Raw genomic sequence first — 12,276 nt, forward strand, 5'->3', positions numbered from 1 at the left:
ATAGAAAGCCGATCATCACCTTCCGAGTGATGGGATTCAGGAATGCTTGTTCAGAGTCAGGAGTGCCGCAATCACTCCTGATTTCCTTTACAAGCCCGGCAAAAAGAGGGGTTGTCGTTGTCGCATAGGAGGGGGTTTAGAGGTTACCATTAACATTTCATCTTCCGGTTTTTTGCGTTCATTCTACGGTACCACAGCCTTCTCCGTCGATCACGATGCTGTCGCCCCGCATTTCATAAGTAGCTTCCACCATTTGGGTCGTTATTTCCAGAATTTCCGCCAGCCGGTTGTGGTCAAAAGTGGCTTTCAGGCGGCAATTGGCCAGATTGGGGTTGGCGAGTTTGATTTTGATCCCGTATTTCTTCTGTAGCCGCATTGCAACTTCCGACAGTTTTTCATCCTCGAACGTGAGTGAAATGGGCTGCCAGGTATCAACTTTTTCCCGAAATTTCGAAAGTTCCGTAGACGTCAGCAGACCCGAAGCGACTTCGAAAACCGCCTGTTGACGGGGCAATAGCAGCACCGATTTCTCCTTCCCCTGGCGGTCCGGAACCGATACCGACACCTTGCCCGTTACGACCGATACCTCATACCACGACCGATCGGAGTTGGACTTTACGTTGAAACTGGTTCCCAATACTTTCACCAGCAGTGAATTACTCTTGACGTAAAAGGGCCGCGCCGGGTCTTTGGTGACTTCGAAAAACGCTTCCCCTTCGACGCTCACCGTCCGCGACGTTTCGGAAAACGCCCGGGCCGTATACTGAATCTTAGCCTCCGGATTCAGCCAGACTTTGCTGCCATCCGGCAACTGGTGACGAACCACCTGCTTTTGCGCGTTGACAATGGAAACCGCATCGGCGACCGGGTTTGCAACCGGTTGGGCGGTATTGAGATAGAAGTAGACCCCCAGACTGGCGATGAGCAGCACCACGGCAGCCGCAGCATACCGCCAGAAAGCCGGTACCAGCGGACGAACTTTGACGGGCTGTTCCGGCTGGGTTTCGTCGTCGGTTTGGTGACGGATGATGTCCTGAATTTTTTTCAAGTGCCGGGGCTGGTTCAATTCCCGGCTTTCGGCGGTTTCATTGTTCAGGCTGGCGTACCATTGCTCTACCTGTTCAACTTCGTCCGGGTTGCACCTTCCCTCCAGGTATTTCTTCAGCAGGTCGGGCGAAATGGCTTTTGGGTTCATAGGTTTGTTTGGTCAGCTCCCACTTGTTTGGCCGCTCTATTGACAAGACGCACAAAAAACCGCTGACCCTGGTGGGATTTGAAGAAAGTTTATAACAAATACTATCTGAAACCTTAGTAGTATTGCATCGGGCCTGTTTTGTAGTATTGCATCGGGCCTGTTTTTTAGAATCGATGCACAACCCGTACCGTGAGATGGACGCCCAGGCGCTGTGGCAACTGGTGAAGACGAAAGCCGATTCGGCGGCTTTTGCGGAACTGCACGCCCGGTTTTCCGGAAAACTCTACGCATTGGCCTACCGGAAAACCGGCGATTCGGATGCTTCCGAAGACCTGGTACAAGATTTATTTGTGACGCTCTGGGTGCAGCGGGAAGCCCTTTCCATCGACAAAACCGTTCAGGTCTATCTGTTTTCGGCGCTCAAAAACCGGATCATTTCCCACCTCCGGAAGCAAATTCTGCACAAATCGGTTTCGTTGGATGAGGTGTATTCGGAAGTTCAGGTTTCGCACTCGGCCAACGTCGTGCAGGACTGGATTCAGTTGCGGGAAGTTCAGGAAGTCTACCTGCGGGAATTGAAAAATCTGCCCGAAAAAAGCCGGGAAGTGTTCGAACTCAGCCGCAGTGGTCTCGCCAACAAGGAAATTGCAGAGCAACTCGGGCTGGCCGAAAAAACCATTGAATTTCACATCAGCAAGTGCCTGCGGGTGCTGCGGGTTAAGCTGTTGTATGTGGCCGGGGTTTTATCGACGTTGTTGCTCCTGCATTGATTTCGGTACGAATTAAAAAACAGCCCATGGTTTGAACCGTGGGAATCCGGCAAAAACGAATCCGGAATGGAAAACCGTTTCAACGGTTTTGAGATTCCTAAACCGTTAAAACGGTTTCAGCGTGCGCGATGCATTTATCGTAAACCCACGGTTTAAACCGTGGGCTGGATTTGGCAACATCCTCTTTTCACACGGAACGTTCTCCTGAGAACTGGCTTGCCGGAACGTCCTGATTTTCCGATTGAACCGGTAACCCACTAACGGTTTTTTCTCCCGTTGGTCGTTTCCGAAACCAGTTCGCCAGCGCCGAGCCGGTCACGTTCTGCAACGGCCCGAAGATGGCGGATGCCAGCCCCAACGTCGCCACTTTTCCCATTTGCAGGGCCAGGCCGGTGGCCACTCCGCCGTTCTGCATCCCAACTTCAAACGCAATCGTCCGGCGATCCCGCTCGGGCAGTCCAAACAGCAAGGCTGTGAAATAACCGACACTCAAGCCAATCACATTGTGCAGCAGGCAGGTAATGATCAGCAAACCACCAACTTGCAGCAGATTGTCGCGCCCCGACGCCGTGATGATGACGGTATTGATGACAATGCCGAGCATGGCGACAAACGAAAGGCTGCTTTCAATCATGGGCCGGTCGATGGTCTTCGCATTTTTCAGCAGCATCGCGCTGACCATCGGCAGCAGGTAAAACCAGAACGTCGAGGTCAGGAGAGCCATCAGAAAACCCCTGCCATCGGCCTTCGTAACCACCATCATCACCAGATTCGTCACCAGAATAATACCGGCAAAAGCCAGCAACTGAACGGTTTTGGCACGTCTGGTTTCGTTGCCGAAATAAAACAGGTTGAAAATAAAACCGGCGACAATTGGGATGATGATCATGTTGGTGATGTCGATCATCATGTGGGCGATGTCGATTTCGACGTACTGCCCACCCAGCCACTTCATCAGAAAAGGCGTAATGAACGGCGACAGAATGGTGGAACAGGCCCCGATCGTGACGGCCAGTGCCAGGTTGGCCCCCGACAGATACGACATCACATTGGACGCCATCGCGCTGGAAACGCAGCCGATCAGGATGACGCCCCCGGCAATTTCGGGTTCAAAATCGAACAGATGGGATAATGAAAAACCGACCAGCGGCATCACCATAAAGTGGCAGCCAATCCCGATCAGAACGCCTTTCGGCATTTTGACGACACCCTTAAAATCGTCGAAACTCATGTGTGACCCCATGCCGAACATAGTGAGCTGTACGAAAGGAACGATGAGCTTTTTCAACTGAAAACCGCCGACGGTGAAGAAATACGTGGGGTAGAACATCGCGACCGTGACAGCCGCCAGAATCCAGACGGTGTAGGAAAACCCTTTGAGTTGGGCGAAACCCCGGAACGCCAGCGCCAGCAAAACCAGCGCCAGCATCAACACCGGGCCGGTTGCTGTGAGGTTATCAGACGCGTACAGAAAAGCGGAACCGGCAAAGGCCAGGCCGGATAAAACCAGCAGGGCAATCGAAAAGCGACGTGGCATCATCAGGTTTAGGGTTATTCGCTAATAAGTTCAATACCCGCTCTGGGATACTCATGGCAGAGGAAATACCGGCGGGCTTCGTCCTCTTCGATTTCGGGAAACCGGACACCGTAATCGACCAGGAAAACGTTGTCGTTCAGATCGTCGCAGACGCTCGAAATCTCGGCACTGAGCGTGTAGCCAACGCCGTCGATCGGCCAACCGGTGCCTTCTTCACCCCAGAACTGGTGAATCGTGCGCGGGTGAATGGTCAGGCTTTCGCCGGGTCGCAGCCGCACGATCTCGCCCGGCCCCAGTCGCCGGGTGCAACCGTCTACCTGCGTCAGAAACGTCTCCTTTGACGGATGGCCTTCCGCGTCGGCTTTGGTGAGTTGCACCAGTACGTTGCCGCCCGCGCGGCAGATGATGTCTTCGCGTTTTGAGAGGTGGAAGTGGGCCGGGGCGCGTTGGTTTTCCGGGTCGATCAACCATTTTTCGGCGTATTGTTTGGGGTAGTTCGGTTGGTTGGGCCGGCCATTGCGGACGGTAAACAACGTCCGCCCGATATTATGAAAATCCTGGCTGCCAAAGTCGGTGACGTCCCAGCCCAGCATGCAATCGCGGATTTCGTTGTATTCCGGTCCGGCGTCGAGCCACTGGTCAAGCGTCCAGTTGGCGAAAGGGGGGAGGTGCATTCCAAAATGGGCAATAACTTCTTTCGCCGTTTCGATGCTGGCGTTCACAATGGAGCGTTTCAAGTTCATGAGAATCAGGGTGATGTGTTTGGTTCTGGGAATGTGAAACCGTTAAAACGGTTTCGGAAAATGCACAATGGTTTCGCGACCCCCGGTTTAAACCGGGGGCTACAAGATGATTCATCCCTACGGGATTGGTGATTTTTACGGCGTCTTCTTCTGTGCGTTGTAATTGCCGATGGCTTCCGACACCGTCAACGCCCGGTTGTAGACCGAAAGCTGGCTGATCCGCCCGTTGAACTGCGTTCCGAGGGTGATCTGAGTGGCTCCGGCCACCGATTTCAGGTACGGATTGAACCGGCCCCAGCCGAACTGCCGCGTGTCGCCCCCGTCGTTGAAATTGCCATCGACCACGAAGGAAATGAGGTGCGGACCACCATCGACAATGATGCTGACATGATGGTTCTGATTGGCTTTCAGCAAGCCTTCGTCGCAGGTCCAGGCGGATTCGGTTCGGCCGTCGTTCATCGCAAACGCAACCGTTTTTTTGTCCGTCGTCCGTACAACCCAGCCTTTGCCGGTAGCGTCGCGGGCGTCGAGCAGAATCTGGTTGTCAGACAGATTGTTGAGGGTGAAGCTGAGGTCGACGGTAAAACCGTTCGGTACATTCATACCGGGCTGTTCCAGTTTTTTCGTATCGCGTTTGTAAAATTCGGGTAGCGTTGGGGCGGCCACGGTTTGCGGGAATTTTCCTGATTGATACGACCAGTTGGTCACCAAACCATCCTGCGCTTTTTTCGGATTGTCGAACTGGTTCCATACCAGATTCAGCAGCTTTTCGTCAATTTTGTGGACGCGGGCGATGTCTTTCTGCGTTTCCGTGATGAAATACGAGCCTTTGTCTTCGACCAGATCGGGGTAGCTCATCCGGATCAGTGGGTCTTCGTCGTACAGCAAAACCTCGGGCTGCGTCCACTTGATGACTTTTCCTTTCGGCGAATCGACTTCCACACCGCCCGACACCCAGGCCGGATTGCGGTCTTCATAGGCCATGCTGCGCCGGTTTTTGTGTTCCCGAATAAACCGCCCGCCGTGGTTGTGAAACCAGTAGAGGTATTTCCCATTCTCGCATTTCCAGACAAAATTAGCCGCTCGCGGGTGCTTCATCAACTGGCCGTTTCCATACCGCATGTACTGGGGCGGTTCCCAGGTATGACCCGCATCCCGGCTGTAGGTGTAGGCCGGATGGCCGTCGATGGTTCGGTAAACGCAGAAGAAGGAACCGTCGCTCAGCACTACGAAATTCTGTTCTTCGGCAATGGGACCGCCGTCTTTGGCCGGGGTTCGCAGGCCGATTTCGCCGTCGGGCAGGGTGTTCCATTTGGCTTTGGCGGGATCGGTGGCCGTGAACAAATCGGGACTTTGCAGCAACGCGCCTTCGCTCGTCGTGAAAAAACCTTCGCCAAAACCGCCGACTTTATGGACCGGAACATACGCCGATTCCTTGTAAGCAAACGCCCGGCCCACGTTCCAGAAGTACTGAATTTTGCCCTGATACGGGTTCTTCTTGTCGATTTCGAAATTCCGCATCGAGATCGCCACCCGGTTGGCCGACCAGCTTTTGCCGTTGTCGTCCGAGTATTTGAAGACAAAATACCCCTGGCTATCCACCCGTTTGACCAGCCCATCGGCATACGGCGGATTGTCGCCTTTCACCGCCCGGATGTTGTCGGTATTATGGTTGTAGAAAACAAAAATCCGGCCCGACGGGGCTTTCAACAACACGGCATACGAGGCTTCCGGCCCGTCGCCCGGTTCAACATCGCGTTTGTCGATCCAGGTTTTCCCCTGATCCAGACTCCGCTGCGAAATCAGATGCTGGCCCGACGCGCCCTCGTGACCGGTTCCGGTGGTCAGCACGCAGAGCCACGCGCCGTCGTTGGTTTTGACAATGTAAGGCTGATCACTGTACGTTTCGTCGGGAATCACCATCCCGGTTTTGATATCGCGGGCGTCCTGCGCCACCAGCACACCGGTCAGGGCGAAACCGAGACTCAGCGACAGGACGATTTTTTTCAAGTTGACTTGCATGGTTTCAACGGTTTTACCTAAAAGCCAGCCGCTCCGCCGGACTACCGATGAGCGGCTGGACGAAAGATCAATACCCCGGATTTTGGGGCAATAGATTGGGATTGAGCATAATTTCGGTAATTGGAACAGGCAACAGCGGGTTTTTATCGACGCCCAGAACCGCTTTGGCGCGCCCGGTTCGGAGCAGATCATACCAGCGGTGGCCTTCGAAACACAGCTCGACGAAGCGTTCCTGTTCAATAGCCAGCAGAATCGCGTCTTTGGCTGTGGCTGTCGTGTTAGCCAAACCCGCCCGGCTGCGGATGCGGTTAAGCAGCGCGACAGCTTCGGTGGTTTTGCCCAACTGCGTTAGGGCTTCGGCCTGCATCAAGATGACGTCGGCCAGCCGCAGAAAAATGTAGTTGCTGTCGCCGAAGCGGGCGTTGCCGACCACCGTTCCGAGGTATTTTCCCACCGTGGGTAAGTTCGCAAACTGATCGGTTTGCGGGTTGCTAAGGAAGAAACTGGCGGCTTTCCGCAAATCGCCCGGTTCGAACGCGTCCACCAGTTTCGGGGTTGGAATGAGCGTCTGATTTCCACCGGTTTGCACCTTGCTGCTGCGGGGCAGGAAGTAGGCCGAAAGGCCGTTGGTTTCCTGATTGGCATTGCTATACTGCAGCTCGAAAATGGATTCGGTCGTGTTTTTGGCCGTGAAAAGCGTGCCGTAATTGGCTCCGGAAACCAGCGAATAGGTGGGGTTGGTGATCACTTTGGCGGCATAATCGGCGGCCAATTGCCATTCATTCGTCTGGTTATAGGAACTCCGCCAGAGGTAAACCTTACTCAGCAACGCCTGCGCGGCTCCCTGCGTGGCCCGGCCCCGGGTTTCGATGTTCGATGCGTAGGTAACCGGCAGCAGTTTTTCCGCTTCGATCAGGTCCGTAATAATTTGCTCCTGAATTTTGTCGGCGGGCGTTCGGGGTACCTGCAAGTCCCTGTCTAGCGAATTGGTCGGTTCCAGCACCAGCGGCACGGCACCCCAGAGCCGCAGCATGAAGAAATAGTTGAACGCCCGCAAAAAATACGCTTCGCCCATAATTCGGTTGCGAACGCTGCCGATGGTCGGGCTTTGAATGGTGGGAACCTGCGCCAGTACGTTGTTGACGCGGTTGATTCCCACATAAAACGGTGCCCAGGTTGCAAAACCGCTGCTGTTGCTGATGTTGTCGTTCTGAAAATCCAGCACACCCGGATCGGTGACACCAATCGTTTCGACCGGTATTTTCAGGTTGTCGGCGCGGGCATCACCCCAGACCACCCGGCGTGTGTCGTCGCCCTGCAAGGCGTCATAAGCCGCAATGATGGCAGCTTCAGCATCGGCGGCATTCTGGAAAAAGGAACCCTGCGTCAGGGCGCTCACCGGCACCTGATCGAGGACATCGGTGCAACCGCTGGCCAGACTGAACAATGCGGTGGCTAGAAGTATAGAGCTAATTTTTTTCATGGTCGAGGTCAGGTTAGAAGCCCAGATTTAAGCCAAAGGTGAAGGTGCGAACCTGCGGATACGTGCCTAAGTCGATACCCTGGAGCAAAGGCAGGCTGTTCCGAAAATTCACTTCGGGGTCCAGGCCCAGGTAGTTCGTGAACGTGAACAGGTTCTGGCCGGAAGCATATACCCGCAGGCTTTCGACTTTGATTCGTTTGAGCAGGGCCGACGGAAAGGTGTAACCCAGCGTAGCAGTTTTGACGCGGAGATAAGACCCATCTTCAACCCAGCGGGACGACGGAAAACCGTTGCGACCGATGGTGCTGGGAGCGCCCCGTGGCACGTCGGTCACATCGCCTTCTTTCCGCCAGCTCCGCAGCACTTCGGTCGTGGCTGCGTTGTAGACAAAACTCCGGTTGGACGACTGGCGGGTCTGGTTGAAAATCTGGTTGCCGTAGGACCATTGCATGAAAACCGACAGGTCGAACCCTTTGTAGGAGAAGGTGTTGGTTAAACCACCGGTGTGTTTGGCGTTGGAGTTGCCGATAATTCGCCGGTCGTCGGCATTGATCACGCCATCGCCGTTGAGGTCTTCGTAAATCATGTCACCGGCCTGATAGAGCGGCCCGGTTTTGCTGCCATCCCGCAGGTTAGCCGCCAGGGCTTCTTCTGAAGTCGCGTAAACGCGGCCTGTATACACATAGCCGAAGAACACGCCGATGGGTTCGCCCACCCGCCCGATGCCGACGGGGCGGTCGCTGAAGAAAACCGCATCGGCACTGGCCTGAATGATGTCGGCGTTGTTGTTGGAAAGCCGGACAATCTTGTTGCGGTTAAAGGAAATATTGAAATTTGTGCTCCATTTGAAAGCACCCACCAGATTCTGGCTGGAGACACTGAATTCCAGTCCTTTGTTCTGCGTGTCGCCCACGTTTTGCAAGGCCGAACTAAAGCCCGAACTCGTCGGCAGATTCACGGACAGCAGCAGATCGTCCGTCTTTTTCAGGTAGGCATCGGCGGTAAATGCAATGCGGTCGTTCAAAAATGACACGTCGATGCCGACGTCCGACTGCGTGGTCGATTCCCAGCTAAGTGATGGATTGGGAACCGCCGACAGCGCAATGCCGGATTTGCCGATGTAGTTACGTCCGGTGCTGTAGAGACCCTGCGCCCCGTAATCGCTGATGGACTGGTTGCCAACCACGCCGATGCTAGCCCGCAATTTCAGGTCATTGATAAAAGGCAGGCTCTGCATGAACGGTTCCTGCGAAATCCGCCAACCGGCTGATACAGAAGGAAATGTGCCGTATTGATTGTCTCTCCCAAACCGGGAGGAACCGTCCCGGCGCAGCGTGGCCGCCAGCAAATACTTGTCGTTGAAACTGTAATTGAGCCGGGCATAATACGAAACCAGCCCCCAGGCGGATTTGCTGCTCGAAGCCCCCGTTGCCGTGGCAGCCGCATTCAGCGTCGGAATGTTGTCCGTCGCTCCCTGATTGGCCGCGGCCGACAGGTTGAACGTCCGGGTTTCCTGCACGCTATAGCCGAGCAGGCCCGAAACCGCATGTTGACCGAAGGATCGGCTGTAGTTCAGGGTGTTTTCGCTGATCCAGCTAAAACCGTCGCCGTACGATGCGGTGGCCGGTCGGGCGGCTCCACCCTGGATGGTGCTCGGAATGAAGTTTTCGTTCCGGTTGCCGGCATAGTCGATGTTCAGAGTCGAGCGCAGCGTCAGGTCTTTCAGAATCATATAGTCGGCGTAAATATTACCGAGCAGGCGGTTGGAAACGGAAAAGATGCTGCTCTGGGTGGCCAGGGCGACCGGGTTGGGCCGCTGGATCTGATCGACGAAGGTGTAGGAACCGTCGCGGTTGTATACCGGCGAAAACGGCAGCATCCGCAGGGCGTTGGTCAGCACGGCATTGTTGTCGTCGCCCTCGGGAATCATATCGCGTTTGGCGGTCGACAGCAGAATGTTGGCCCCGGTTTTAAAGCGTGAAGAAGCCTGGTGATCGATGCTGAACCGGCCGCGGTAGGTTTTGTAGCCCGAACTGATCACGACCCCTTTCTGATCGAACAGCCCCAGACTGGCCGCATAGGTCGTTTTATCGTTGCCGCCCCGCAGCGATATTTCATAATTGGAAACCGGAGCGTTCCGAAACAGCTCGTTTTGCCAATTGGTGTCGTATACCGGCGTATTGCCGTTGAACAGCGTATCGAGCCCCAGCCGTACTTCCGGAACGCCCGCATTCTGGACGGCGTTCAGGATGTAATCGCGTTCCTGCACGGCATTCAGCATCGGAATCTGCTTTCTGACTTCCGAAAAACCGGTGTAGGTGCTGACATTGATGGCCGTTTTGCCCGACTTGCCGCGTTTGGTCGTGATGATGATCACCCCGTTGGCTCCCCTTGCACCGTAAATAGCCGAGGCCGAGGCATCTTTCAACACTTCCATGGATTGAATGTCATTCGGATTGACCACGTTGATGTTGCCCGTAATCGGCACGCCGTCAACGATATAGAGCGGACTGTTGCCCGCGTTGAGCGACGTAATACCCCGGATTTTAACCGTCGGGCTACCTCCCGGTGACCCGCTGCTCTGCACAATTTCGACCCCGGCGGCCCGGCCCTGCAAGGCTTCCAGTGCCCCCTGAACGGGCAGATTTTCCAGGTCTTTGCCTTTGATGGATGCCACCGAACCCGTCAGGTCCCGGCGTTGCTGGGTGCCGTAACCAATTACGACGACTTCGCCCAGGGCTTTGGTGTCGGCTTTCAAAACCGCATTGATCGTACTGCGGTTGCCGACCGGTATTTCCTGTTTTTCGTAGCCCACCGAACTGAAAACCAGCACGGCCTTGTCGTCGGGAACACTGATGCTGTACTGACCCGCTTCGTTGGTGGTGGTGCCGATCGTGGTGCCTTTTACGGCGATGGTAACGCCCGGCAGCGTCTCGCCGGTTTCGGACGCGACCAGCCCCCGGATCTGCAACACCGCCGTTGGGGCCGACGGGCTAGTCGTGGATAAAGCCGGGTGATGTGCCAGGACTTGCAGCCGGATGGTGGGGGCCAGCAGCAGCAGTGCCAGCCAGCCAACCTTTCTTAGATTTATTTTCATACAGGTACATGGATTGGAATAGTTCAAATAGTCAATTCGTTTTCTTTTGAGAACCCGACGACGGGAATTTAGGCAAACGGTAATGTGTAGGCCTTTTTTATTGAATTATTTCGGAATTTAACAGAAGTAAAAAGAGAACGGCAACCGGAAAGGAGTCAAGTTTTAGAGGGAATCAAAAAAAACGTTTCCGGTAACGTTGCCGGAGTGGAAACTGGCGGGCCTGATTTCAAAAGCGTTGAGACGGACGGGAAAGTCCGGATTGGTTCGGAATCCATAAAAAATCATATTGACGTTTTGGCTTCCCGGCGAGAGCGGTAGTAGAAAAACAACAGAAAGCGTCTTGTGTAACGTAGCGGAGATTTTATCTTTAGTATGTGAATCCGACCCTGTCCGTATGAGAAGTAAACAACCAACCATCTGGGATATTGCCATTAAATTAAATGTCTCCATATCAACCGTCTCACGGGCGTTGCGGAATGCGCCGGATATCAACCCGGACACCAAAAAAGCCATTCTGGATCTGGCCCACGAGCTGGATTACCAACCCAACACGATTGCGACGAGTTTGCGGAAAAACAAAACCGACATCATTGGCGTGCTGGTCCCGGAGTTTGTTCATGCCTATTTTCCCAATGTGATTCTGGGGGTGCAGGAAGTGGCCAATGCGGCCGGTTACAAGGTGATGATCGGGCAGTCGAACGAGTCGCTGGAGATTGAAAAGCATAATTTGCAGGCCATGCTGTCGAGCCGGGTGGAGGGACTGATTATGGCGATTACGCGGGAAACGAATGAATACGAGCATATTCAATCGGCCCAGCGCAAGGGGTTGCCGGTGGTTTTTTTCAACCGGATTGTGGATGAACTGCAGGGATCGAAGGTGCTGGTAGACGATTACCGGGGCGCATTCCGGGCGGTCGAACACCTGATCCAGACGGGTTGTCGGCGGATTGCCCACCTGGCCGGTCCCGAAAACCTGACCATGAGCCGAAACCGCCTGAACGGCTACATCGACGCGCTGAAAGCCCACTCCTTTCCCATCGACGAAACGATCATTATGCCCTGCGATTTTGTGGAAGGAAAAGCCCGGTTTTACACTCAGCAATTATTGAATTTACCCGACCGCCCCGATGCGCTGTTTGCCGTCAACGATCCGACGGCCATCGAAGCCCTGGTTTGCATTCAGGAGAATGGCTTGTCGATCCCGGATGAAATTTCGCTGGTCGGTTTTTCCAACGCGCCCCACAGTGCGTTCGTCACTCCGCCCCTCACGTCGGTTGTCCAGCCGACCAATGAGATCGGCCGGGTGGCCGCCCGGCTTCTGTTGCGGCAACTGGCGGAGGGTTCCGATTTTGTTCCGGAAACCCAGACGCTGGACACCACGCTGGTGATTCGCAAATCGACGCAGCCGGTTTTGAAGGCGGTTTGAGGA

At 54.7% G+C, this 12,276-nt stretch carries 8 protein-coding genes; 2 read left to right on the forward strand and 6 right to left on the reverse strand.

Annotated features, from left to right (window positions below):
- Nucleotides 1–178 precede the first annotated feature (178 nt).
- A complete protein-coding gene (locus ACO064_RS20775) occupies nucleotides 179–1,195 on the reverse strand; it encodes a FecR family protein (protein WP_421829150.1) in 1,017 nt (338 codons plus the stop codon).
- A gap of 173 nt (nucleotides 1,196–1,368) precedes the next feature.
- Between ACO064_RS20775 and ACO064_RS20780 the strand changes: the two genes are divergently transcribed.
- On the forward strand, nucleotides 1,369–1,965 hold the full coding sequence (locus ACO064_RS20780; protein WP_421829151.1) for an RNA polymerase sigma-70 factor: 597 nt from the start codon (nucleotides 1,369–1,371) through the stop codon (nucleotides 1,963–1,965).
- A gap of 187 nt (nucleotides 1,966–2,152) precedes the next feature.
- On the opposite strand, the gene ACO064_RS20785 is transcribed toward ACO064_RS20780, so the two are convergent.
- From ACO064_RS20785 to ACO064_RS20805, 5 genes are all read right to left on the reverse strand, one after another.
- Nucleotides 2,153–3,505 carry a bile acid:sodium symporter family protein gene (locus ACO064_RS20785; protein WP_421829152.1) on the reverse strand — a complete coding sequence of 451 codons (1,353 nt, stop codon included), beginning with the start codon at nucleotides 3,503–3,505 and terminating at the stop codon, nucleotides 2,153–2,155.
- 11 nt (nucleotides 3,506–3,516) lie between these two features.
- The gene (locus ACO064_RS20790) at nucleotides 3,517–4,245 is read right to left on the reverse strand and encodes a D-lyxose/D-mannose family sugar isomerase (RefSeq protein ID WP_421829153.1); all 729 of its coding nucleotides are present in this window, start codon (nucleotides 4,243–4,245) and stop codon (nucleotides 3,517–3,519) included.
- Nucleotides 4,246–4,380: 135 nt separating this feature from the next.
- Nucleotides 4,381–6,267, reverse strand: coding sequence for a LamG-like jellyroll fold domain-containing protein (locus ACO064_RS20795; RefSeq protein ID WP_421829154.1), 1,887 nt, complete (start codon nucleotides 6,265–6,267; stop codon nucleotides 4,381–4,383).
- Between the two features lie 67 nt (nucleotides 6,268–6,334).
- Complete coding sequence (locus ACO064_RS20800) at nucleotides 6,335–7,750, reverse strand: RagB/SusD family nutrient uptake outer membrane protein (protein ID WP_421829155.1); 1,416 nt, start codon at nucleotides 7,748–7,750, stop codon at nucleotides 6,335–6,337.
- A gap of 13 nt (nucleotides 7,751–7,763) precedes the next feature.
- Nucleotides 7,764–10,847, reverse strand: coding sequence for a SusC/RagA family TonB-linked outer membrane protein (locus ACO064_RS20805; RefSeq protein ID WP_421829156.1), 3,084 nt, complete (start codon nucleotides 10,845–10,847; stop codon nucleotides 7,764–7,766).
- 394 nt (nucleotides 10,848–11,241) lie between these two features.
- Here ACO064_RS20805 and ACO064_RS20810 point away from each other — a divergent pair, with 394 nt between their 5' ends.
- On the forward strand, nucleotides 11,242–12,273 hold the full coding sequence (locus ACO064_RS20810) for a LacI family DNA-binding transcriptional regulator (RefSeq protein WP_421829157.1): 1,032 nt from the start codon (nucleotides 11,242–11,244) through the stop codon (nucleotides 12,271–12,273).
- Nucleotides 12,274–12,276 lie beyond the last annotated feature (3 nt).

Source organism: Larkinella sp. (assembly GCF_965227735.1).
Classification (GTDB): domain Bacteria; phylum Bacteroidota; class Bacteroidia; order Cytophagales; family Spirosomataceae; genus Larkinella.

Coding starts and splice junctions, on each gene's coding strand:
- ACO064_RS20775 (WP_421829150.1), bottom strand. CDS start 1,195: ATGAACCCAAAAGCCATTTCGCCCGACCTGCTGAAGAAATACCTGGAG.
- ACO064_RS20780 (WP_421829151.1), top strand. CDS start 1,369: ATGCACAACCCGTACCGTGAGATGGACGCCCAGGCGCTGTGGCAACTG.
- ACO064_RS20785 (WP_421829152.1), bottom strand. CDS start 3,505: ATGATGCCACGTCGCTTTTCGATTGCCCTGCTGGTTTTATCCGGCCTG.
- ACO064_RS20790 (WP_421829153.1), bottom strand. CDS start 4,245: ATGAACTTGAAACGCTCCATTGTGAACGCCAGCATCGAAACGGCGAAA.
- ACO064_RS20795 (WP_421829154.1), bottom strand. CDS start 6,267: ATGCAAGTCAACTTGAAAAAAATCGTCCTGTCGCTGAGTCTCGGTTTC.
- ACO064_RS20800 (WP_421829155.1), bottom strand. CDS start 7,750: ATGAAAAAAATTAGCTCTATACTTCTAGCCACCGCATTGTTCAGTCTG.
- ACO064_RS20805 (WP_421829156.1), bottom strand. CDS start 10,847: ATGAAAATAAATCTAAGAAAGGTTGGCTGGCTGGCACTGCTGCTGCTG.
- ACO064_RS20810 (WP_421829157.1), top strand. CDS start 11,242: ATGAGAAGTAAACAACCAACCATCTGGGATATTGCCATTAAATTAAAT.